20 protein-coding genes are annotated in these 24,709 nt (G+C 45.4%); 2 read left to right on the top strand and 18 right to left on the bottom strand.

Translation table 11 applies throughout. The features are described 5' to 3' along the window. Positions 1 to 10 precede the first annotated feature (10 nt). The 11 genes from MHI52_RS13535 to MHI52_RS13485 all read right to left on the bottom strand — a co-directional run bounded on the left by MHI52_RS13535 (position 11) and on the right by MHI52_RS13485 (position 14,445). The gene (locus MHI52_RS13535) at positions 11 to 1,468 is read right to left on the bottom strand and encodes an ATP-binding protein (protein ID WP_405159193.1); all 1,458 of its coding nucleotides are present in this window, start codon (positions 1,466 to 1,468) and stop codon (positions 11 to 13) included. Beyond that, positions 1,446 to 2,153: a response regulator transcription factor gene (locus MHI52_RS13530; protein WP_036608597.1), complete on the bottom strand. Its 708-nt coding sequence runs from the start codon at positions 2,151 to 2,153 to the stop codon at positions 1,446 to 1,448. Before MHI52_RS13530 ends, MHI52_RS13535 begins: the two co-directional genes overlap by 23 nt. A 234-nt stretch (positions 2,154 to 2,387) precedes the next feature. Next, complete coding sequence (locus MHI52_RS13525) at positions 2,388 to 3,833, bottom strand: 4-hydroxyphenylacetate 3-hydroxylase family protein (RefSeq protein ID WP_405159192.1); 1,446 nt, start codon at positions 3,831 to 3,833, stop codon at positions 2,388 to 2,390. Positions 3,834 to 4,006: 173 nt separating this feature from the next. Continuing rightward, positions 4,007 to 5,965 carry an ABC transporter permease gene (locus MHI52_RS13520; RefSeq protein ID WP_047842722.1) on the bottom strand — a complete coding sequence of 653 codons (1,959 nt, stop codon included), beginning with the start codon at positions 5,963 to 5,965 and terminating at the stop codon, positions 4,007 to 4,009. Further along, a complete protein-coding gene (locus MHI52_RS13515) occupies positions 5,940 to 6,710 on the bottom strand; it encodes an ABC transporter ATP-binding protein (RefSeq protein ID WP_405159191.1) in 771 nt (256 codons plus the stop codon). Before MHI52_RS13515 ends, MHI52_RS13520 begins: the two co-directional genes overlap by 26 nt. A 313-nt stretch (positions 6,711 to 7,023) precedes the next feature. After that, on the bottom strand, positions 7,024 to 8,007 hold the full coding sequence (locus MHI52_RS13510; protein WP_405159190.1) for a sensor histidine kinase: 984 nt from the start codon (positions 8,005 to 8,007) through the stop codon (positions 7,024 to 7,026). Next, positions 8,004 to 8,708: a response regulator transcription factor gene (locus MHI52_RS13505; protein WP_047842720.1), complete on the bottom strand. Its 705-nt coding sequence runs from the start codon at positions 8,706 to 8,708 to the stop codon at positions 8,004 to 8,006. Before MHI52_RS13505 ends, MHI52_RS13510 begins: the two co-directional genes overlap by 4 nt. Positions 8,709 to 8,749: 41 nt before the next feature. Then, the gene (nagZ, locus tag MHI52_RS13500; RefSeq protein WP_405159189.1) at positions 8,750 to 10,066 is read right to left on the bottom strand and encodes a beta-N-acetylhexosaminidase; all 1,317 of its coding nucleotides are present in this window, start codon (positions 10,064 to 10,066) and stop codon (positions 8,750 to 8,752) included. Between the two features lie 398 nt (positions 10,067 to 10,464). Then, positions 10,465 to 11,568, bottom strand: coding sequence for an NADH:flavin oxidoreductase (locus MHI52_RS13495; RefSeq protein ID WP_405159188.1), 1,104 nt, complete (start codon positions 11,566 to 11,568; stop codon positions 10,465 to 10,467). Between the two features lie 332 nt (positions 11,569 to 11,900). Then, a complete protein-coding gene (locus tag MHI52_RS13490) occupies positions 11,901 to 13,214 on the bottom strand; it encodes a hypothetical protein (RefSeq protein ID WP_339286614.1) in 1,314 nt (437 codons plus the stop codon). Positions 13,215 to 13,395: 181 nt separating this feature from the next. Next, positions 13,396 to 14,445, bottom strand: coding sequence for a 2,3-butanediol dehydrogenase (locus MHI52_RS13485; protein ID WP_076249528.1), 1,050 nt, complete (start codon positions 14,443 to 14,445; stop codon positions 13,396 to 13,398). A 386-nt stretch (positions 14,446 to 14,831) separates the two neighbouring features. On the opposite strand from MHI52_RS13485, the gene MHI52_RS13480 reads away from it, so the two are divergent. Further along, the gene (locus tag MHI52_RS13480) at positions 14,832 to 15,869 is read left to right on the top strand and encodes a LacI family DNA-binding transcriptional regulator (protein ID WP_036670663.1); all 1,038 of its coding nucleotides are present in this window, start codon (positions 14,832 to 14,834) and stop codon (positions 15,867 to 15,869) included. Between the two features lie 134 nt (positions 15,870 to 16,003). Here MHI52_RS13480 and MHI52_RS13475 read toward each other — a convergent pair whose 3' ends face one another. Both MHI52_RS13475 and MHI52_RS13470 read right to left on the bottom strand, forming a co-directional pair. Continuing rightward, complete coding sequence (locus MHI52_RS13475) at positions 16,004 to 16,972, bottom strand: D-2-hydroxyacid dehydrogenase family protein (protein ID WP_405159187.1); 969 nt, start codon at positions 16,970 to 16,972, stop codon at positions 16,004 to 16,006. Positions 16,973 to 17,052: 80 nt separating this feature from the next. Continuing rightward, complete coding sequence (locus MHI52_RS13470) at positions 17,053 to 17,634, bottom strand: TetR/AcrR family transcriptional regulator (protein ID WP_036670661.1); 582 nt, start codon at positions 17,632 to 17,634, stop codon at positions 17,053 to 17,055. A 284-nt stretch (positions 17,635 to 17,918) separates the two neighbouring features. Between MHI52_RS13470 and MHI52_RS13465 the strand changes: the two genes are divergently transcribed. Further along, positions 17,919 to 19,139 (top strand): MFS transporter, encoded by a 1,221-nt coding sequence (locus MHI52_RS13465; RefSeq protein WP_405159186.1) that lies wholly within the window; start codon positions 17,919 to 17,921, stop codon positions 19,137 to 19,139. A gap of 1 nt (position 19,140) precedes the next feature. Here MHI52_RS13465 and MHI52_RS13460 read toward each other — a convergent pair whose 3' ends face one another. The 5 genes from MHI52_RS13460 to MHI52_RS13440 all read right to left on the bottom strand — a co-directional run bounded on the left by MHI52_RS13460 (position 19,141) and on the right by MHI52_RS13440 (position 24,709). Continuing rightward, complete coding sequence (locus MHI52_RS13460; protein WP_237175782.1) at positions 19,141 to 19,302, bottom strand: hypothetical protein; 162 nt, start codon at positions 19,300 to 19,302, stop codon at positions 19,141 to 19,143. A gap of 32 nt (positions 19,303 to 19,334) precedes the next feature. Continuing rightward, positions 19,335 to 19,790 carry an SRPBCC family protein gene (locus tag MHI52_RS13455; protein ID WP_405159185.1) on the bottom strand — a complete coding sequence of 152 codons (456 nt, stop codon included), beginning with the start codon at positions 19,788 to 19,790 and terminating at the stop codon, positions 19,335 to 19,337. A gap of 161 nt (positions 19,791 to 19,951) precedes the next feature. Further along, on the bottom strand, positions 19,952 to 21,037 hold the full coding sequence (locus tag MHI52_RS13450) for an HD-GYP domain-containing protein (protein ID WP_047842713.1): 1,086 nt from the start codon (positions 21,035 to 21,037) through the stop codon (positions 19,952 to 19,954). A 283-nt stretch (positions 21,038 to 21,320) separates the two neighbouring features. Continuing rightward, on the bottom strand, positions 21,321 to 23,156 hold the full coding sequence (locus MHI52_RS13445; protein ID WP_405159184.1) for a UbiD family decarboxylase: 1,836 nt from the start codon (positions 23,154 to 23,156) through the stop codon (positions 21,321 to 21,323). Between the two features lie 215 nt (positions 23,157 to 23,371). Continuing rightward, the gene (locus tag MHI52_RS13440; protein ID WP_405159183.1) at positions 23,372 to 24,709 is read right to left on the bottom strand and encodes an ATP-binding protein; all 1,338 of its coding nucleotides are present in this window, start codon (positions 24,707 to 24,709) and stop codon (positions 23,372 to 23,374) included.

Below are 24,709 nucleotides of genomic sequence, written 5' to 3'. Positions count from 1 at the left end.
CTTCTCTTATTTAATTTGGAATCTCAATGCTAAACACGGTGGTTTCTCGCCCACGCCGGGAAAGGATCAGCCGTCCGCCCATTTTCTCCGTATTACGTCGTGCGATGGACAAACCAAGTCCGGTGCCTCCGGTCGCTGTCCGCGCCTCATCCCCTCGTACAAACGGGTCAAAGATCGTTGACCATAGTTCTTGAGGTATACCCACTCCGTTATCTGCCACCTCTATCACCACATGGGTATGAAGCGGAATGAGTTCGACGCGCAGTTCGGTCCCGATTGGATTATAAGACAGAGCATTGGTAATCAGATTCTGAATGACTCTGGATAACAGCTCCGGATCGTACCTCGCGTAGATCACCTCATCAGGAACAAGTACATGAAGGACAAACTGTTTCTGTTCAATCTCCCCATAGGTATCTGCCATAATCTCGCGCAGGAATTCTCCAATCTCTCTTCTCTGAATATGCATGCGAAAATCGGGCGAATCCACCTTGAGCAGCTCCAGCATATTCTGTATCATGCGTGCAACTTGAACAGACTTGTTATAGATGTATCCCAGATATCTTTGCTGCCTATCCTTGTCCTCCCCACGTCCTTCCACCAATGCCTGCGCATATCCCTGTATGGATGTTATCGGTGTCTTCAGATCATGTGATAAGTCTACAATCAGTCGCTGTTTGCTCTCTTCGGCGTAACGTTTCTCCGCAGAGGTGTTCTCAATGACATCCGCCATGTAGTTGAAAGTCTCACCTATCTGGACAAATTCCCTCTCGGCTGAGATCGACATCCGTGTACTATAATTTCCCTGTATCATCTGCGTAAGACCCGAGGAGAGGATACTGAGTGGTTTTTTGATTCTCCGTGCGACCCAATAGCTATATACAAAGATCAATAACAATACTAAACCTATGCCAATCATAATGTAAAAGGATAATGGATGTTTCAGATTAGTAATCAACTGATTATCATTAATCCGCACGCTGACCAGATCACGCGGGATTTTGAGCAATACATACGCTACCGCTCCTTCTGTCGAGAGAGGAGTGATCGAATAATAGTATTCCTGGTCACTCCGATTTTCCAATCCATCATACAGATCGGCTTCACTGTATTGTGTGAACGCATCTTGCTTGTCTCCCACATGACGAATGACATTGCGATTCGCATCCAGAATCTCAATCCAGCCACCGCTATCCTTGAGACGTTGAATCTCTGTGTCTTTGCCTTTCGACACCGAACCTCCACCGGAATAAAATTCGTTCTCCAGCTCCTCCACATACACGTGGGCTTCAACATTCAGATTCGGGTCTACCACCTGATCCGAAATGCGAAAATCCACGACATCAAGTGAAACCATAAGGTACACAATCAATACCAGTAACAGCAAAAAGAAGTTGAACAACAAGAAGTCCAGTGTCAGGGATGTCTGTAAAAGTCGCTTTTCTCTAGCTTTCCATGGGCGCTTCAATTTTGTATCCCAGTCCCCTTATCGTTTTGAGATATTCCGGTTGTCTGGAGTCACGCTCGATCTTCTCCCGAATGTTGCTGATATGTACCATGATAGTACTGTCCTCGTGCGCATAATAATCGCCCCAGACCGCTTCGTATATTTTTTTACGGGTGAACACTCGGCCAGGTTGATCGAGCAACAATTCCATAATTTTATACTCTGTAGAGGTCAATGTTACAGGACTTCCTGAACGAAAAAGGATACATTGGGATCGATCCAGCGTCAGCTCACCTAATACCAGATTCTGTTCTTTCGCTTCGGGGATCTCCGCTGCATCAAATTGATTAACTCTTCTGAGCAACGCCTCTACTCTGGCGACAATCTCAAGCGGGTTGAACGGCTTCGCTATATAATCGTCTGCCCCAAGTCCAAGTCCAAGGATTTTATCGTGATCCTGACTTTTAGCGGATAGGAACAGTACAGGCATGTGATATGTGGCTCTGATCTGTTTGATCAACTGCAATCCATCCATTACAGGCATCATGATGTCCAGTATGACCAGATCGATCTGTGTTGAACGTATGCATTGTAATGCCTCGGCTCCATTCACCGCAGTTTTAATGGTATAGTCCTTCTCCAGATATAGTTGAAGCAGTTCAACAATCTCTGGTTCGTCATCTGCAATTAATACGGTGTATCTCATGATATTCCTCTCATTTCCTATACTCTATGCCTATCTCTACATTATTACTATATACTACGTCTCTTAATTCAACCTAAATCATTTCTAAAGATAATCTAAATAAATAGAAATAGAGCCCTGGCTCATGCCAAGGCATTAACTAAAAAAGGGCTGTTTTCAGCCTACATTCAAGCTTTTCGTTCTTCATTCAGGCTTTTCAATCTTCATTCGGAGCATTTGTATTAGATCATCAGATCAGTCCTTAAGCGAACGAAGCCACGGCTCAACTTTCCCCAATAAACGTTCCTTGTCATACTGCACATATTGGTTCGCCCGATTGCGCACGGGATCACCCGCGTAGAAACGTTCATATAGATCATGCCTTGCTCCGAGTGGACTTCCGGTCAGCTCCCATGCGAGTTGAAAGAGTCGAATCTTCTCCGGGGCTTGCATCGTTACTCCACCAAGATATTTGCCAATCATGGAACCCATCATTTCATTCATCTCAAACGTACCAGAAGGAATCTGAATCAGACCACCCGCAGCAATGGTCTTCAAAATCTCCACCGCGCGGGGATAATAGCGATTGCCCAGATTACGTGCGGTTTCAATATATTTCAATTCCGGCAGCCAGTTGCCAAATGCGTCCCGCTTGGACTGTGCTTCAGCAGCAATAATCAGTCCCTCGATAGTCTGCATCTGACTGATCAGCTCTCCAAGTTGTTCCTGCACATTCAGGAAAGAGTCCACCCCAATCTCCTTTCCAATGGATGAGGTCACGGCTGTAATAAACTCCAGTTTCGAGTGTAATCGAATGACACTCTGATGGTAGGCTAGACTGGCCGAAGCTGTATTGCAGCGAATCTGCCATACGGCTTCAGGGTTATTGTGCAGTAATACACGTTCCCAGGGCACGAATACATCATCAAAAAATAACACAGCATCCATCTCATCATACTGCCCACTAAGTGGATGTGATTTATCTGTATCTTTTGTGGCAAAAGATTCACGACACATCATGTGCAAGCCCGGACTGTCCGCGGCTACAATTACCATATGGGCCAGCTCTGGCAAGTGGTCCGGAATTCGTTGAACGGGATAAGCAATGATATCATCGGCATAAGGCGCTGCTGTTGCCACCATTTTGGCCCCGCGAATGACTACGCCCTCCGTATTACTTTTGATAATCCGTAGCATGGAATCCTCATCTTCACCAACAGGCAAGGAACGATTAATCTGTGGGTCCCGCTGGACAATTGTCAGGAATGCATCTTTTCGTTTGGCTTGTGCAAAATAATCCGATATTTTGTCTGCAAATGCCGGGTCATGCGCTGTCATCTCATGTCGTGTTGCATACCAACCGGTCAGGCGGGATCGGGCATAATCAGACAATCGGCTCATCACCCCGTACGTCCGATCGGCCCATAATTGAAAAGCATCTGCCCTGCTCTTCACGTCAGGAAGTGAACGGGGCACAAGAAAGGAGCGATGCACGTAACTTCCCGTCTGTTCGTCCCAGTAGGCCACGGTTTCTCTTGTCTCCGGGTCATCCACCAGATTGAACAATCCTTCTATGGTTTGAAGTGTTCCCTGAAAGGCCTGATGCCCAGTTACCTGGATACGCTCTCCGTCCAGCCATACATTCCGCTCATCATTCAAACGTTGAATGTAAGCTTGTCCACGAGACATCGTGATACTCATGATATGTCCTCCCTCTCAGGCACCGGCCTGACATTTCTGTAACTCCATCCTTCTAACTGCTTGAGAAACTATGTAATGATACATTCTGTATCTAATGAAATAGTACTGTGCCTTAGCTAGAAAAGTCAACAGACACCGAACGATGAGTCCGGTGTCTGTTGGGCCATGCTATTTTAGACTAATTTGGAATACATGTGACGCAGATACCGCCAGCGCACGAGTGCAAAATACAAAATCTGCATGGAAGCAAACACCAAGAAGATGCGCAGGCTGTATCCAAAGACCGAGAAATCAACCAGTTGCTGCAACGCTACAAAGGCAACCGAACTGTGGATGACCGCCACCAGAATCGGCAGGAAGAACATAAGCAATAGCTGCCTTGTTACGATCTTACGGAGTTCGGGACGACTCAGTCCCATTTTGCCAATCATGCGATACTGCGCTTCATCCCGTTCTAGATCTGCGTAAAGTCTGAAATACGTGAAACTTGCTGCAAAGGTGAAGAAAACAATGCCGATCAGGCCGCTCAAAATTAGAATGATGCCATTGGTCTGCTTGGAATTAAGCCAGTCCACCACAAGCGCGCTGACCTCGTAATAACCTTTTTCGGAATGATCATCTTGAATGGATTTGATCAATTCAGGAGCAAAGCTGCGTGTACCCATCCAATCTTTCACGATAAATTGTATCGTTCGACTCGAATAGAAACCTTCAGGCATGCCAACTTCCTCGTTGTACGCAGGTCTCATCTTATTAAACAATTCGTCGGTTACGACGTAGAGATAAATTTCATATTGAAAAGGAATCACAATATCGGTACCAGGTGTCGATAGCTGGACAGGTATGTGCTGATTATCAACCTCCAGATTGATCTTTCCTCCCGAGGCTCCTTTTTCAACCTGTTCACGGTACTCCTTGCGCATCGCCAAATTGCTTGGTGTCATAAATGACTCATCGATTTGTTTCAACGTACGTTCTTCATACCCCAGTGCCTTCGCAAGACGGTTATAATCACTCAGTTTGATAATATTCCCATTATTATTTTCACCTATAGGAGCATAACTGCCCTTCACGTAGGGAACTTGATTATCAATCAACGTTTCTTCAATCTGCCGAATATGTCGCTCGGAGTTTGGAGTATACCAGTTATTCATATAACTGAATGCGTACGGATTCGACATGGACGACAACCCCGGGTCAGCAATAGCAAGCATGGTGCCAATTCCCGTAAATGAAGAAGCCGAGATGATACTTACCATGAAAAACATGATGGCGTTATCTTTCATTCTATAGGTAAGTTCAGATAGGAAGAGCAGATTGGTTTTACGGAAAAACAACCTTGGATTTCTTTTCAGTGCCCGAATGATGTATACACTGAGCTGCGTGAACAGAAAGTACGTACCTGCAATAACAACCACGACACTTGCGAGTAATAACGGAAAGGAGAAGCTTATCCATACAAAAGTGAATACTCCTGCATAACCCCCACCAATCAACAATACGGATAACAAGGCGAGTAGACGTGAGGCTTTGGGTTCCGGTTTCGGTTTTTCCTCTGATTTCACAAGGTCAATGAGAGTTCCTTTGCGAATGAGCAAGGATGAGGACATCGCGATCACAACAAACAGCAGCAGAAATGCACCTGCCGTCAGGGCAATGCTTTTTAGCGGAAAATAGAATCGAAGACTGTTCTCAACAGCCAGCATGGAGCCACAGATCAGCAGAATCAATTTGCCGAAAATAATTCCGAGTCCAATCCCGGTAATGATGGAAGCTAATCCGATACACATGTTCTCCATAAACAGAAGTCTGTTCATCTGCTTACGTGTCATGCCTATGATCAGGAAAATACCAAATTCCTTCTTGCGCGTCTTCAGAAATGAACCAACGGAGTAGAGCAGGAACAGGAATGAAAAGATGAATATAATGATCTCTGCAATCACAAACCCCTGATTTGCAAGCAACGTAACCGTTCCACTTGATCCCTTTAACCCCGCTTTCAAATCAGGATGGAACAGGAGCAATGCATAAGTAAAAAAGATCATAACGGAAAATGTACTGCTCAGAAAATGAGCCAGATAAATTCGTTTGTTGCGAACAACGTTATTAATGGCGAACTGGCGAAAATTCATGTCCTGAACCTCCCATTAGGGATAATACATTAATAATCTTCTGGTAAAAGGCTGCGCGATTATCGCCGTAGTGAATTTCATTATACAGTTTGCCATCCTTGATAAAGACAACCCGACTGCAATAACTTGCAGCTACTGCATCATGAGTGACCAGCAACATCGTAGCCTGATCCTCCTGATTGCGGGTTTCGAGAATCTCCATCACATCTCTTGCCGCCTTCGAATCCAGGTTGCCTGTTGGTTCATCGGCCAGAATCAGCTTCGGGGAATGGATAAGCGCTCTGGCAATGGCCGTACGCTGTGCCTGTCCTCCTGATATCTCATATGTCCGTTTGTTCAGAATACCCTCGATCCCCAGCTTGCTTGCCAGATGTTCAACACGAGTGTTCATCTCTGCTAGCGAAACACCGTCAAGAGTCAGTGGCAACACAATGTTTTCCTTGACTGTCAGGGTATTTAACAGATTGAACGATTGAAAAACGAATCCAAGCTCTTTGCGCCGAAACAGCGCGAGTTCGTCCTGATTCAATTCAAACGGATTCTTCCCTGCAATCCGCAGTTCGCCTGATGTTGGATGATCAATGGTTGAGATCATGTTCAGCAGTGTTGTTTTGCCACTACCGGATGGTCCCATGATGCCAACAAACTCACCTTCCTGAATACTGAGGTCAATACCTGATAACGCTTCATAAGATAAGATGCCTTTGTAGATTTTACTGATCTGTTTCACAGAACAAATCTCCATGGTTACAACTCCTTAGTGATATATGAATTCAAAATCAAGTTACTTTTCATGCTGTATGCATGCGTATTGTGCGTGGCCTTTCCTGTACTCTTATGACTATAGTCTATCGAAGTTTCGGCCATTCTCCTATGGTTTAACCTTTCATCAACATGACAATGTTGTAAGGTTGCATCATGAAAATCAAAAAGACGCCTTCGCCCCGATCAGGCAATAGACGTCTATACTTACACTTACACTGTAATATATACTCCACTCACACTTCTTCAACAAAAATACAGAACTCACGTCCCAATCTTATCTTCAACCTGTCACTTCAAGAGTTGAATGTAATTCGGACAGTCGTTCCTTCGCCGTACACAGATTCAAGATCAATCCTATGGTTCATCCGTGTTAACACTTCTTTTACAATATACAGCCCCATGCCTGTGGACTCTTTGAAATGCCGCCCGTTCTCCCCGGTGAAGAAAGGCTGGAATACCCGGTTTAGATCAGACTTCGGAATTCCGATGCCCTGATCCTGCACTTCCAGTATGATGGAGCGTTCGGCTTCATACGCACGCACATAGATCTTTTGCCCGCTGCCCGCGGAGTATTTGATTGCATTGGACAGTAACTGTACCAAGACAAAACGAATCCACTTGGCATCGGATTGCACAACCAGCGCAGAATCGATATGCATCTCTGGATAGACGTGATTGCGAATAAAGAATCGCTTGAGCTCATGGATCGCTTCTTCCCCAGCGGTCTTCAGTATCACAGGTTCGACACTGAAATCCTGTTCGAAGGTATCCAACCGGGCCACATACAGCACAGTCTCCAAGCCTCGCCTCATCTGGTCCGCTTCCTCCCGAATGCTTACGAGCCGAGGATCATCATCTTCCTGACCTTCCACGGTCAACTCAATAACGGATAACGGTGTCTTCATCTGATGGACCCACTGGTTCATGAATGTCAGATATTCTTGCTGCCGTTGTTCCAGCCGATGGAGATGAGCATGGTACTGTCCGTATTGTGAATCCAGCAGCTTTTCCAGCGCCAGTGATAAAGGACTTGTTTCGTTCAATGGTACAAATTCCTTCAGCGAATCCATCGACCGTGACATCCGGGTATAAAATGAGCGATGTGAATAATAACGATACACCAAATATCCGATGTATAAAAATAATCCCAACGCTACGGCATAAGCAGCCGTGACCCAATCGTTGTAACCGTCATACCAGAACACTGCAACAACGGTGAACAAGATGGCAACAACCCAGCACGTTAAAGCGAGATGTTCTCGTATAAACAATCTCATGATGGTGATGAGGCCTTCCAGGTATTGTTCAATCGGTAACCCGAACCTCTGACCGTTTCCAGTGCGTCCGTAATACCAAGTTCGGCTAATCGTTTACGCACCCGAGTAACGTTTACGCTGAGTGTATTGTCATCCACAAAAGAGTCATCCCACAGCTTCTCCAAGATTGTCTCTCTGCTCACCAGCTTGGGACTGCGGCGGAGTAACGTTTCCAGCAGAATCGTTTCCTTCTTCGTCAGCTGTACTTTGCGATCACCAAGCTGAATCTCCAGTCTTTCCAAGTACACGACCAAACCGTCCAGTTCCACCTTGCGTTCTTCATCACGAGCAGCATAGTCCCCATATACCCGGCGCAGCTGACTTCGAATTTTTGCTATAACAATCTCATGCTCAAATGGCTTCGTAATATAATCATCCGCCCCGTTCTCCAGTGCCATGACCTGATCCATCTTCCCACTCCGTGCGGAGATAAACAAAATGGGGCATGTAGACAGCGTACGAATCTGGCGGCACCAATAGAAACCATCGTAACTGGGCAAGTTGATATCCAGAAGTACCACATGTGGCTGTACCTGCTCAAACTGTTGCACAATCATCTCAAAATCCTCGACCAGTACGGCCCGGTCCCCGTAGCGTTCAATATGTGATTTCAATAATCCCGCAATCTTGGGATCGTCCTCTATTATCATAATGGTATACATTATTGGATCTCACCTCTGGCAAAATCATAACACAGGATTTATTATCTAGCATCGATTTGCTTACGCCAATCCACAATATCTGCATTCAATTGCTTCAGGTCTCCGGAAGCTTTCTGATCATCGGATAACTTGTATTGTTGCTTCAATGCCAGGATACGATATACACTTTCATCAATTCGGGACTCGGTGATTTTGCCTGACTTTACTGCACTTATTAGCGTATCAAAAATCGTCTTGGCACTCTCATAACTGTGAGCTACCAACAGAATGTCACTTCCTGCTTTAACAGTTGCTAGGGTTGCCTGGTCCAACTTGTAGTTCTTCGCGATTGCACCCATACTCAGGTCATCTGTGATGACGACACCATCATAATTGAACTTCCCGCGCAAATGTTCACCTATAATGACATCCGATAAGGAAGCCGGATGATCCGGGTCCAGCTTCGGGAACAAAATGTGTGCAACCATGACCGCCTCTACCTGCTCCTTCACTGCGGCCTGGAACGGAATCCATTCAAGCTCGGCCAGTTGTTTTTCCGTTTTATTCACGACAGGGAGATCGAGATGGGAGTCCACGGACGTATCACCATGACCCGGAAAATGTTTCACTACCGGAATAATGCCTTCATTACGTAGTCCCTTCATCTCTGCAATCCCCATACGTGACACCAGTTCTGCCGAGCTGCCGAATGAACGATCTCCAATCACCGGGTTCTTCGGGTTACTATTCACATCCAACACAGGAGCAAAGTCCACATTAAAGCCCGCAAGCTGAACTTGTCTGGCCAGTAATTCGCCCATCGTTTCAGCAAGCGCGCTATCTTTCGTCTCCCCTACTTTTCTACTGGAAGGAATGGATTCCACCGTCTCCGGCATACGGCTCACTTTGCCGCCCTCCTGATCCACACTCATGAAGATCGGTACCGGGTTGGACTGATTCGCTTCCTTGATGGATTGTACAAACTTGGCTGTTCCCTCGAGTGTCGATACATTGTTGGCATAGAAAATAATGCCCCCTACCTTTTGATCGGTAATCATCTGTTTGGCTTGATCATCCAACGTTGTCCCTTGAACACCGGCCAGTATCATCTGTCCAATCTTCTCTTCTAACGTTAATGAACTAAGTTGCTCCTGCACCGGATCGACTTCTTCTTGCGGTGGCGCGGTATTCTGCTCCGGCGATGAGGAAGATTGCCCTGAGTTGGAGCCAGCGTTCGATCCGGTATTCGAGTCCGTCGCGGAGGAAGGTTTCTGTGCTTGGCCACATGCCGATAAAAGCAGAACGATCCCCAGCAGAAGACACATCATATGCAGTGGTTTTCTCCATTTATTGTTCGAGTTGTACCTATAGTTGTGCAAGGATATTCATCCTCCTTATGTAATGTCATCTTGGCAACCCTTGGGTTCAGGCCTAACCTTATCATAAGGTGGTGGATTTTCAAAATAAGTCGTACTGAAGATTGAATCGTTGTTCAGACACTTAAGTGGTAAAAAAAGTGGTTGCACTGGAACCTGAGATGTGGAACTTAATGGTGTTGTGACTAGGCGCGTGTGCGATGTATGTGGAGAATAAAAAGGAGTACCGGTGCAGAAAACGATTTTCTATTGTGAATTTTTCATATGTTGAAATTATTAGTATAGACAAATTGAAAAGCCGCCCAAAGGCGGCCTATTTGTTCGTTTTTGTTTTACTTTTCGTTGTAAATCGTTGCCGTTCAATGTTAGTTCACCTTTCACCAAACGTTATTAGGCTTCTATTAATGGAGTGTTTGCAACACTTCCGTTGTAAATGGAATGATTTCGGATATGCGATCTTCACGAACTTTGGCAGGCCATTCGGGATCACTAAGCAGAACACGACCCAAGGCGATCAAGTCAAATTCATTGTTCTCCAACTTCTCATTTAATTGATCCAAATGGGCATCCCCTGTTCCTTGGTTCTCGGTTGCTCTGTCTACAAATTCAGCTTCAAGCCCTACCGATCCAACTGAAATAGCTGGTTTGCCCGTGATTTTCTGTGTCCAACCCGCAAGATTCAGCTCAGATCCTTCGAATTCCGGTAACCAGAACCGGCGTGTAGAACAATGGAATATATCCACGCCAGCAGCACTGAGCGGGGCCAAGAATTGCTCCAATTGTTCTGGCGTCTCCACCAGACGTGCCTCATAATTCCCCATCTTCCATTGGGAGAACCGGAGCACAATTGGGAAATCAGGACCAACCGCCGCACGACAAGCTTCAATCACTTCAACTGCAAATTGAGTTCGCCGTACCAAATCACCACCATAATTGTCGGTCCGTCGATTCGTCTGCTCCCAGAAGAATTGGTCAATCAGGTATCCATGGGCTCCGTGCAGTTCAATGCCGTCAAACCCGATTCGCTGTGCATCCGCTGCCGCTTGGGCAAATGCCTGTACAAGACCTTGAATCTCCTCTTCCGTTAATGGTTCACGTGATGGTTCACCTGCCATGCTAACCCCTGACGGACTTACAGGATCAGCTTCTGCGTTAGGCAAGTCACCGGAACGACGTGCTGTACCCACATGCCACAATTGTGGCATAATTTTGCCACCCGCTTCATGTACTGCTTTCACTACATTAGCCCATCCTTGCAACGAATCTTCACCATGGAATAATGGAATACTCGCTCCACTAATCGAAGATGGATGATTAATGCCTGTACCTTCCGTTATGATGAGCCCCACTCCACCTGCTGCTCTGCGACGATAGTATTCAGCAACTTCTGGTCCAGGTACACCCTCCGGTGAGAATCCGCGAGTCATGGGTGCCATAACGATTCGATTAGACAATGTTAGCTTGTCCGAGGTGAAAGGTTTGAATAATGCTGAAGGTACGTTCATAGTACATTGCTCCTTTGCAATTGGAAGTGTGGAACTCCGCATCCACATGAAATGCGACATGCTTTTGTATATTGTAACACGTGTAATCCAGTTGACTGGTTTAGGATTATTTCTCTATCCATTTTATAGTTTCTTAATTTTATTTTCAAATTTTCGAAGTTGGGCGTTCAAACTACTCTTATAGAAAAAAAAGAAAGCTACCTTACGGCAGCCTCTGTTGGATCACACTACCGAAGCAGTCTGACATGCACTCTACTACATCTTAAAGTATTTTCCCGGTCACCAATAATGTGGATGTAGCATAGTATATAATCCATAATCTTCCTTCCAATTTAATTAGCATTCACGGGGATATCACTGCGATTCACTCGAAGCAATTTCCCTGATGAAGTTGATAACACATCCGGATCGGTACCCAGACCAAAGTAGAAGTCACCCTCGTTCTCTTCGAAAGACTTGGCATAGGTGTCCTGGTTAAAACGTAAAATCTCATTCCATGTGGTCAGATCAGTGGATTGGTAGACCCGATTGATATACAGATTGGCACTTTGGCGAGTGTACGTAAGCACATACACCTTGCCATCACGCAACAGCACATCGGTTGGGAGCGCCTTGGCATCCGGGAGATTAACTCGCCTTGCCTGATTGATGTCGGTCATGACATTCAAAGATTTGGGCAGCAACTGCCCATCATTGAACACGCCTCCCGCTATATAGAGCAACTTGTTATTGAAGTTAACATTTTTGCCTATTTTATTATAAGGAATCGTGCCCGTTTGATAGGTTAGTCCAGGCAGCATTTTGTTACCATAGATGACAACATCCCGTTTCTCAAGCTTTTCATTAATCTCCAAAATATTAGTTTTGTCATTCCATATTTTATTGGCAGGATACATCATGCCAGATGCATATAACTTGCCATTAAGATGGAACATGGTATAAGCCCGGAAACCAAACGTATTAATGGTCGCATATTTTTGCCAAGTTTCACCTTCATTATGAGAGATTAGAATGGTTGGTTTGGACTCTGTACCCAGCGCGGCAAACATTTTACCCTGATAAGATGCCAAATCGTATACGTGTACACCCAGCGGCAGATTGCGATATTTGGTCCACACCTCTCCATCCAGACGATAGAAGTTACCCAGTTCCCACTGTTCACTATCGGAATCATTGCCAGGAATATATAACTTGTCGTTTAGTACTCTGTAGATATCAATCTGTTCCTCATCCACATACATCTTCGTTGATGGCAAGATGCTCGGGTTGCTATTAGTCACTGACTGGGTCTTGAATTTTGCATTCGCTGTATCATAATAAATGACTGGAATAGGGCCTGAATTAGGAGCTACGCCCAGATTGCTACTATTTCCGTGGCCCAAATATATTTTGCCGTTGTACAGTTGCATGTCCCAGACGTTATTAGCATATGGTGTTTTGGTAAAAGGTCTGCCTAGCAGTTCGATCTTCGATGTTACATCCGCTGAACTGATTGGTGCATTCGACACCTTGGCAAGCCCACGTTCCGTCGCAGGGGGTTGACTCGTTGACGTGGTGTTTTTCGGCTTGGAGTTCCCCATAAGCATCCAGCTCATTCCTGCGACAATGGTCAAAATTACGGCTGTCCATTTTGTATGTCTCTGCATGTCCGCTTCCTCCTTCATTTTTTCATCATCATTACCTTCACACCAAGATGATACAATTTGTATCTTTTTATACTATGTAAAACCACCCGCACATGCAACAAATTCCGCCCTATTTATACAAAAAAAGTAGACAATCACATCTGTTGATGTGCTGTCTACTTGTTCTTACTGTCTGTGATTTCTATTCAGCTTTTACCAAAATCTTAACCTGATTTTTCTCTTTCAACAGTGCTTCAAATCCATGCTCTACCACTTCATCCAACGAAATTCGTTTGGTCACCAGCTTGTCAGCCGGGAAGAAACCTTTATCCATCAGACTGATCACCGCCGGGAACACATCGCGATAACCGATAATGCCATTGACCGTACGCTCTTTCATGACAATTGAGTTCGGGTGAATCGGTGCTTCCTGTTCAAAAATGCTGACGATCATCAACTCTCCACCAATACGTGTTGAATCGATGGCTTGTTGCAGAACACGTGGAACACCAGTTACTTCATAGGCTACGTTAACGCCGCCTTGTGTACGTTGATGGATCTCTTCCACGACATTAAACTGCATTGGATCAATCACAATGGCACCGAGCTCTTCGGCTTTTGCTTTCCGTTCATCCGATAACTCCACCACATAAATATCCGACGCTCCCGAAGCTTTAAGCGCTTCGATGACCAGTAACCCGATTGGGCCTGCGCCAAACACGGCTGCCGTATCTCCCACTTTCAGCTTGCTTTGGCGCACAGCGTGAAGTGCTACAGCTGAAGGTTCAACCAACGCACCTTGCTCATACGAGATTGAATCCGGAATGGCATGTACCATGTTTTCTGCAGCAGTTACATACTCGGAGAATCCTCCTCCGCCTCCAGCGAGTCCAAGGAAACCCATCTGATCGCACAGATTGTATCTGCCCTGTTTACAAGCTTCGCAGTGTCCACATGCATAGATGGGTTCTACCACAACACGATCGCCCGCCTTGAAACGCGTAACACCTTCCCCTACTTCAACCACCTGTCCTGAGAATTCATGCCCCATAACTATAGGAGCTTGTTCCCCTGTTAACGGATGCGGTGCTTGAGCGGGAATGAAGATTGGACCTGCTGTGTACTCGTGCAAATCACTGCCGCAGATACCGCACCATTCCACTTTTATTTTGACCTTTCCTTCTTCAGGGTGAGGTTCATTAATATTTTCGAGACGTAAATCTTTGACTCCATGCCAACGTAATGCTTTCATTCATTTCATCTCCCAGATCATAATTTGTGATATAATCGGAAACGTTTCCGTAAATTAAATATGTCACATTTTAGATACGCTGTCAAACATATTTCTCCACTAATATGGCTATTTCATGATCATATCGAGTTCACTTAAGAATGCTCGCACTTTAATTCAAGTGATCTTAGGGGTATTACAAACGATGTAATCCTTGTTATTAACATATATCATGGCAAATATTATTGTAGTCCCATTGAAATTTAATCAGGCGTTGCCATAAATCTGGCCCATTCACGGGATACTTCATTGTTCAAATGTTATAATCAAGTTATATAACTATCGTGAAGTTCATACATATTCCTAATAATTCGGAATCGTTTCCGATAAAGTGAGGTAACCGTACATTGAGGAAAGAACAGAAACTTACGATCAAGGACGTTGCAGAGCGTGCCGGCGTGGGCATCGCTACCGTATCCCGGGCCATCAACAATTCAGAAGGTATCAGCAGTAAAACACGAGATAAAGTGATGCTGGCCATTGAAGAACTGGGGTTTGTACCCAACACCTCGGCACAGAGTCTGAAAATCCGGCAAACGCACCAGATCGCGCTTGTTGTACCCGACATACGTAACGCCATCATTCCGGAAATCTCCTGGTCTGTAGAGCAAACGGCGAAGCAGCATGGGTACCATGTCGTGCAGATCAATACGGCAGGCAATGCCAGAACGGAGCTTGAAACCATTCGTAATGTCAAAAAATTGCATGTGGACGGACTAATCTTCATGCCTCTGGCGTACCCCAAAACGTTACCCGGACTGATTGATAAAGCGCCGCTCCCTATCTCCATGATTAATTACGGCAAAAAACTGGAACCGGGCATGAAGGCAGATATCGTCTCTCTCTCTCAACCTGAAGGCAAATTGGTAATGGAACATCTGTTCAAGATCGGTCGAACTCGAATTGCATATGCGGGAGCACCGAAGGACATTATTGAAGAACGCTTTCGTGCGTATGAGCAAGCCGTAGGCCATGTGGACATTTCTCTCGTATACTTTGGTGAGGACTTTTCATTGAATACAGGTGCCAATGCTGCAGATTATTTCTATGGACTTACGCATATGCCAGATGCTGTCTATGCCATTAATGATATGGTTGCCATCGGATTGGTTAATCGGTTCAAGGAGTTAGGGGTTCGTGTACCTGAAGATGTGGCTGTTGTGGGTGTGGATAACAATCAATGGACAACCGTCACGTCTCCTCAGATTAGTTCTGTGTCCATTATGGGCGAAGAAGTCGCCAGACTTGCTACTGAGCTGTTGTTAAAACGAATTCGGGAGATGAGCACGACCGATTACGAACACATCCAATTTGAACCACGCTTAATCGTTCGTGAATCAAGCGTCGCCATGATTCATTCCTCCCAGCGAGGACCACACAGTTAAGCTATTCCTTCATTTGTTCTACTACACAGATATACTAATAAGGTGTTGCTCAGGTCTAACTCTTTCCTGGCAGCACCTTATTTGTCGTTGATTCTATATAACTATAGCAGAGTCATACTCCGCATACGTTCATTCTAAGAAAGCAGTTGTCTGATCGGTGTTCCCTTCAGGAACATCGCTATATTCTCTACGGTATGATTATAATAGATCTCATAATTGCCACGAGTCACATAACCCAGATGCGGTGTTGCCAGGACGTTGGGTAATGTTCGCATCACATGGTTAACTGGTAACGGTTCCTGCTCATATACATCCAGACCTGCACCAGCAATCACACCACGCTGCAGTGCCTCTACCATAGCTTCCTGATCGACAATGCCCGCTCGCGACGTATTGATGAGTAGCGCACTCGATTTCATTAGTTGAAACTCGGCTTGTCCGATCAGATTCCGCGTACGATCACTCAATACTAGATGAATGGATACGATGTCGCTCTGTGCAAGCAATTGCTCCTTGGTCTCGGACCAGATCACACCATGTTTTTCGGCTTTCTCTTGTGTCAGATTCTCGCTCCAGGCCATCACATTCATACCAAATGCTTGTGCGATCTCAGCCATGCGAGTGCCTATTTTGCCCAAACCAAGCAATCCAAGTGTTCTCCCATGCAAATCCAATCCTACTGTGCTCTGCCAGTTACGATTGGAGCGAAGTGCATTATTTTCCGTAACCAGTTGTCTGGACAGCCCCAGAATCAGTGCCCATGTAAGCTCCGTCGGCGGATTAGAGCTTCCCTCAGTTCCACACACAATGATCCCGTTCTGCTCTGCAGCCTTGAGATCTATCGAAGCGTTGCGCATACCACTTGTAATCAGAAGTTTTAGCTTAGGGAGCTGCGAAATGACCTTCTCTGGAAACGGTGTACGCTCCCGCATCAGGACCACAATATCAAAATCCTGCAATTCCTGAATGACTTTTTCTTCCGAGCCCATATAGTTGTTGAATGTCTGAATCTCCACCTGATCCATCAACGGCCCCCAGTCCGCCGACGTCAGCGCAACGTTCTGATAATCATCCAAAACGGCACAACGCAACTTCGTATTCATTTCTGATCTCCTCCTATATCTGCTCAATTCTTGTATATATTGTAGCAACTCCGCATCACTTTAAACAGAATAATTCCCTATTAATGTAACAAAGACAGCGTAACTTGGATGCTCTGCTCTACAAATAAGCGGTCTGGTCCTGATTTCATCAGAACAGTCAGTCCAATCATGGATACAACCAGAGACTGTGCGACCGCACTCGCGTTCATGTCAGTAGACAACTCCCCGCTCTGTTGCCCTCGTTCTATCGTTTCTTTGAAAAGAACACCCAGGTACATCTGATGCTCCCGTGTAAGGACAGCGAATTTGGGATCATGTGGAGCCAGCTCAACCATCGTATTAATGCAAAAACAGCCGTGACTAGGCTCGGTCACACTCCCCTCTGCTCCAATATGTTCAAACAATCCACGAAAGGCTTCCCGCACGGAGGAGCCCTGTTGAAGTCTGGCTCTGACTTGAGCCGCGTGCTGAGTGGTATACCTGCGAAGTGCTGTTTCAAATAATTCCTTTTTATCGCCAAAAGCCGCATACAGACTGGGACGTTGTATGCCCATTGCGGTCGTCAAATCATTTAAAGACGCCGCTTCGAACCCTTTGTCCCAAAACGTATGCATCGCTGCATCAAGTGCTTTATCCGTATCAAATTCCCGTTGTCTAACCATACAATTCACCTCTTTATGTATCGATCAGTATGTTTATATATTTTAACCTCACTCTTATTACAAAGTCAAAACCTAATAACCGGAAAGGAGTTTTTAGCTATAAATGAATCGAAAAATCTGGAATAGAAGCGATCGCATCGTTATTTATCGTCGTATTCTCTGGTAAATAATCTTCAATTTAACCCTCACCCATTTCTCTGTTGACAAAATTCACGCAAATAAAGTATGGTTATCCCGAAACATAACATACCGATCAGTACAGAATAGAAAGGTGACATCCATTTATGCAAACTTCTTCTCCAGATGCACAATTATCCAATAAGGATCGTCCTGCCATGTCACGGTTAGTTGCTCTTCTTTTTGCCGTGTGCAGTGGACTTGCGGTCGCCAATATCTATTATGCTCAGCCTTTGCTGGACTCCATCGCTCAAGAATTCAGCCTCTCTCCATCATCCATAGGGATTGTCATCACAGTGACTCAAATATGTTATGCCTTGGGGCTGTTCCTTCTTGTTCCGCTTGGTGACCTCTTAAATCGTTGCAAGTTGATCATCATTCAAATGCTCTTATCCGTGCTTGCACTGGTTCTCGTAGGAACCGCACAATCCAGCTCACTTTTATTCGCGGGCATGGCTGTCGTTGGTTTATTAGCCGTCATTACGCAAACGCTCGTTGCCTTTGCTGCACACTTGGCAGCCCCTTCCGAACGTGGTCGCATTGTCGGGTTGGTAACCAGCGGGATCGTCATTGGCATTTTACTTGCACGAACGGTTGCAGGTACGCTGAACGATTGGTTCGGGTGGAGATCGGTATATCTCTTCTCCGCCAGCCTTACATTACTCGGAATTGTCGCCTTATTTTTTGTTCTCCCAAGGCAACAATCCCCACAAGTAAAACAAAGCTACTTCCAATTACTCGGTTCCGTCTTGCAACTGTACCGTGAGTTGCGTGTGTTAAGAGTACGAGGTGTGCTGGCCATGCTGATTTTTACAGCCTTCAGCATCTTATGGACTTCTATGGTACTGCCACTAAGTAGCCCTCCACTGTCCCTGTCTCATACAGTCATAGGTGCATTCGGTCTCGCAGGAGCGGCGGGAGCATTGGCTGCTGCCCGTGCAGGTAAACTTGCCGACCGGGGCCTTGGGCAGAAAACAACCGGTGTCGCCCTTGTCATTCTGCTCTTGTCCTGGCTACCCATCGGTTATGTCCATCATTCTCTCTGGTTTCTGATCCTGGGTGTTATCCTGCTCGATCTCGCCGTGCAGGCCGTACATGTTACCAACCAGAGCCTGATCTACGAAGTTCGTCCCGAAGCGCAGAGCCGCCTGACGGCAGCTTATATGATCTTTTATTCCATCGGCAGTGCAACCGGCTCCATCGTTTCTACCCAAGTGTATGCATGGGCAGGCTGGACAGCCGTTTGCTGGTTAGGTGCTGGCGTTAGTGCAGCAGCCCTTGTATTCTGGATAATCGATCGTTATATGCATTGGAATCACGATCGTTGAATTAGTCCAGTTTATCCCACACCACAATAAAAAGAGTTGCCAACGGACCAAATAACAGGGAAATCAGAAACCAGTTCCGACCACTTCTGTTTTTTCCCTGAGCCAGTCCGGCATTAATCAAGGCAAGTGTGCCCCACCCTACAAAATATTCATTATCCATCAAATGTCTTCTCTCCTCTATCCCTTCAATTCTGGCTACTGCTCAAGCATATCTTTGAGCTTACGATTACGATCCTCCAGAAATGCCTGCATGTATCTCTTTAGCACAAGTCGCTCCGTTGCCCATCCCTGTAATCCAAGTGGAGCTTCGAATCGAAGTGTGTCTCTCATGCAAGTCATCTGATCCCCAATTACGCTGAAATGATGTTCATGTCGCATGCTCTTGAAAGCCCCTTTCTCCATCTGATCCACAAATACATACGGTCGTTCAAACTGCACAATTCGGGACTTCAACTTCTGTCTGACCCCAAAATGAGTAGCCTGAAATGTAACGGTATCACCTGCTCCAATTCTTCCTGTTGTTACTCCTGCAACTGCTCGCTCTCTTGTATGTTGCCAGACGGTCTGAGTATGTACATCAATATCCCGAGCATAGTCAAAGCACCGTTCAATCGAGGCATGTATCGTAATCTCGGTTGTCACTTCAATCATGGCGATCGCTCCTTGGCAGGAAAAATAATGTCTTTGCAAAGTATACGCTTGCTTCCTTGGTCGAACAACACATCTAGGATGATATAACAAAAAACGGGTCCCCTGTCTTCGTACAGGAGGCCCGTCCTCAATATAAGTAAGGAATACAGATCATATTTAGATTAAATAAGCAATTCATCAATGGCAAGCGTACGCTCTTTGGAGAGATCGCGATATTCTTCAGACTCCACTTTGATGAGTGGTTTGAAAATATCAGATGTATTGTTCATGACAATAACACCCTTTTCTCCATTGCTGAGCAGTACCTGTTTCCCGATGAAATTAGGAAGCAAATGTTGCATCAATGCCTGAACCGGTTTTTCATTCAATTTACCAAATCCCATTCCATAGATATCTCTAAGGTTATTGATCAGATTTGGATTGCTTCCTCCGTGGTTCCCGGATCTCATGCCTATATAGATATCCGCTACAGATACAATCTGTGTATATGGATGAATTTCACTTTTCTCAAGTTGCATCGGATAACCCGACCCATCTTCCCGCTCGTGATGTTGCAGAGCAACCAGTGCTGTCGCTTCATCCGTCATCGAATTTTTGATAATTTCATGGCCATATATAGTGTGACGCTGCATTTCAAGCTGCTCATCAGCCGTCAACGGTTCTGTTTTGTTCCGAATCCGGTGGGAAACTTTGCACTTTCCAATGTCATGCAGATAACCACCGCGACTAATCTGATAACTCTCCTTCTGAGAATATCCAAGCCAATTCGCAAGGTAGAAGGACAACAATCCTACCTGGATTGAATGTGTATAGTTATTGACATCATCCCGCTCCAGCATCATCAGGAGATGAACGACATCTTTCTGCTCATCCAGTCCTTCAACCATCGGTTGCAGTGCATCATCCACCATGGTGGCGTTGAACTTGCCAACGGTCAGAGCTTCGAGAAAAGCATTTTGATAATTATGTACAGTCTGAATAAATTGGGACTTCAGCTCTTCTTCAGGCGGTTCTTCCTTCGTAGTTATCCCCGAAGCATGCTTTGCGGCTGCTGCAAAAAATTCTGCTTCAGTGATTTCCTCTTCGCGTGATTCAATATCTACATAATCTACACGGTGCTGCATAAGCAAGGTGATATCCTCACCTTTGATCACAGTTCCCTTCCCGAGAACGTGTAATCCTGCATCGCTGAATGTATCCGCAGTTAGACGGTCTCCGTCTTGCAGGTTCATAATATGGATTCTCAAATCGGTATTCCCCCTGAACAATTCATTATAGTAACAGCACCCAACGGAACGGGGCCACAAAAATACCTATACTTCTTTATATCGTTATAATTCTTCATTTCATACATAGTTCAAACGACCTTAATCACAATGGTAAATACGAACGCCTAAGACTTTATCCTCACTCCAACATCCAAATTAGTCCCGGTTTTAAACTTTTACACACTTTTGTGCCTCATTGCCGTATCAGAGTAAGCCAAAGAAGTTCAAACGCTCCGTTTGAACTTCTTCAAGACATCTCAAATTAGATTTTGATCGAACCCAGACTAGCACCTTTAACAAAAAATCGTTCAATGCTCTTCTCGACCGAAGCATCGGGAATCAGCGGCGGTGCCTGATGGGGTTTGGTACGTGCATCAATAATCACTTGATCACAGCCCCAATGCTTGTGGTCATATCCGCTATTAACCCCGTACATGTCATGTGAAGGGTTGCTGCGAGTAAAGGTTGCCCATAAGAAGTTGCTGAGGTTAGCACTCAGGAACGAACTGTCGTCACATAGAATGATCATCGGACACGAGTCCAGACCTCCCTGTTCTTTCAATAGAGACGTGAATGCTTGCATCTCCTGTGCTGTATCCGCATAACTCGTAAAGGCCGATGTCTGGATCGAAACGATACCCGGCATGATGAGCTGTGGATTCTCATAACCACGAATGTTTTTCAAAGACTCTGGCACTTCCGAACACAGCTCCCGAATCTTGTCGCCATACGCTGCAAAAACGACCTTGCTGCCGCTGTTCAGTCCTGTACCCGAATAATCCAGTGTATCAATCGTCGTATGGGTATGGAAATGAATATCCCGCTGCATATCCATACGTTCCAAAATATAGGTCAGGAATTCAACTTCCTTGTGGGTATCCAGAGGTTGCTGATCCTCAGCAGTAATAAACAGGTACTTCGCCAGACTGAGCTGACCGGTACCCAAAATACGATTGGCAATCGTAAGCAACTCTGTCGGCTGCTTCACCGCCTGATATGGGGTGTAACGTTCACTGCCGATGGCAAACAGTAATGGATGTACCCCTGCCGCATCGACCGCATGCACTTCTTTGACACCTGGAATCTCCTGTTTGATCGCGTCTCCAGTAATCTCATGAATCAAATCACCAAAAGCCGTATCCTCTTGCGGTGGACGACCAACAACCGTAAACGGCCATATGGCATTAGGTTTGGCATAGACTTTATGCACACGCATTAGTGGGAATTCATGTGTCAGACTGTAATAACCCAGATGATCACCGAACGGGCCTTCGGGTTTTGTCTCACCTGGGTAGATATCACCCGTGATGACAAAATCAGCATCATTACTGATGCAATATCCGTCCTTGTAACTGTACCGGAAGCGACGTCCAGCGAGCAAACCGGCAAATGTCATCTCACTTAGTCCTTCAGGCAAAGGCATAACCGCTGAAAGTGTATGTGCAGGTGGACCACCAATGAAAATACTAACTTTCAGTGGTTCTCCCTTTTTGACAGCTTTGGCTTGATGTATACCAATTCCGCGATGAATCTGATAGTGTAACCCTATTTCCTTGTTCATTTCAAAATCATTGCCATCCAGTTGAACCCGGTACATCCCCAAGTTTGAATTCATAATTCCTGGTTTGTCCGGATCTTCCGAATAAACCTGTGGTAACGTCACAAATGCCCCACCGTCCATAGGCCAGTGTTTGACGAGTGGCAGATCCGAGATTTGAATCTCTTGCGCGGACACCGGCAAGCTTATAGATTTCTGTTTTGGCAGCGCCTGCCACGCAGCAAGACCTGTTTGGACATGCTGAAATGGCGTCTTAAGCGCCTTCATAGGATCGTCACGAACTGCCATGACCCGTTGTACGCCTTCCAGCGTACCGCGGAACATGAACTTGCTTCGTTCCACCGTGCCGAACAGATTGGATACGGCCTGGAACTTTGAGCCTTTTACATTTTCAAATAACAAAGCAGGGCCTTTAGCCTCGTGCACTTTCATGTGGATCGCTGCCATCTCCAAATGAGGATCAACCTCTTCTTTGACCCGAATCAAATGACCGTGCTGCTCCAGATCGTTAATACAATCTTCCATATTGCGATATTTCATTGGATGGCTCCATTCTCTGTATGATAAATTGATTAAGTTCATAGATTCACATAACGTCTCTTCTATTTTATCAAATGATCCACTGCTAAACAAAACTATATGTGAAATTTTGTCGCAAATACAGATATCAAAAAAAAAGCAATCTGGCAGCAATCTGAATCCTGAACGCACAGGGACCAATTGTTTCCATACTGCTCTCTCTGTTCTGGGTTGCCTTAAGATGTAGGTGTAATGGTCGATCTGGGGATCGTGACAATAAACTGTGTACCTTTTCCTACTTCGCTCTCTACATCAATTGTACATTGATGCAATTTCAATATTTTAATCACAATGGACAAACCCAATCCATTCCCTCGAAGCGAGCTGCTTCGCGCTTTGTCCACCATGTAGAATCGATCAAAGATATACGGGAGTGCTTCCTCAGGTATTCCTTGTCCAGAATCTCTAATCAATACCTTCACAAATGAAGATGACTTCTCAATTTCAACATGAATGGCACCTTGTGGACCGGTGTATTTGATCGCATTGTTTATTAAATTTTGCCAGACCTGATCAAACAAATCTTTGTCCACTGTGATCTCGCAGGGCAACAAATCCAATTCGATCTGTATGTCCTTCTGAGCCCACTGCGGCTCTGCCAGTAAGATCGCCCTTCTTAATTGTTCATCTACCTGGAATGTGGTGAAATGAACCGGATGATGCTCTGAATCCAGCGAGGCTAGCCGAAGCAGATTATCACTGAGCCTCGATAAGCGCAGCGTTTCTTCATATATAATATCCAAATGCTCTTTCTGCTCTTCTAATGGAATAACACCATCTTGTAGTGCTCTGGTGAATCCTCTAATTGATGTGAGCGGAGATTGCATTTCATGAGAGACGTTGCTGACAAAGTCATCACGAACCGAATCGATTTTTTGCAACTCACTGGCCATATGATTAAAGCTCTCCATCAGTTCGCCAAACTCATCCTGATTATTATGTTTCAAGCGGACCGACAGGTCACCTGATGACATCTCCTTCGCCGCAACCGTTAATCTCTTAATCGGTTTCACAATATACCCGGACATGAACAGGATTAATAAGCTGCCAATGACCAGAACCGTTAACAGTGAGGTTAAGAGTGTGTTTCGCAGTGTATGAAAAAGAGATGAGAAATCACTTTGAATCAGAAATGTGCCGATCCCCTCGTTTGTTCCGGGAACACCTATGGTCGCGATTCCATCTTTACTGGACAGAAAAATGGCATCCGTTGTACCCGCCTCGAATAACGAATGCACTTTGTCCTCTGGCAAGGAAGATAACACTTCACTTTGTTCATTCACGGGAGTGATATTTAAGCCGTAGCGAGCAAAAATATCCAAGCTTGATTTCACTTTTTCCGGATCATCAATCAGGTTAATCAGTGTAGCGAGATCTTGAGCAAAAGTAACCATAAAACGATTCGGTGTCTTTTCCTGGGACCCGTTATTTATCATAAAGGAGAGAATTAAACTCACCAGAACAATCCCGATAAACGTAGCTACGATACGAAGTCGCAGGCTTTTCCTAAACAT

The sequence above is a fragment of the Paenibacillus sp. FSL H8-0283 genome, from assembly GCF_045040675.1.
GTDB classification, from domain to species: Bacteria; Bacillota; Bacilli; order Paenibacillales; family Paenibacillaceae; genus Paenibacillus; species Paenibacillus amylolyticus.
Note: the sequence above shows the minus strand (reverse complement) of the source record. Positions and strands in the feature narration are given on the sequence as shown.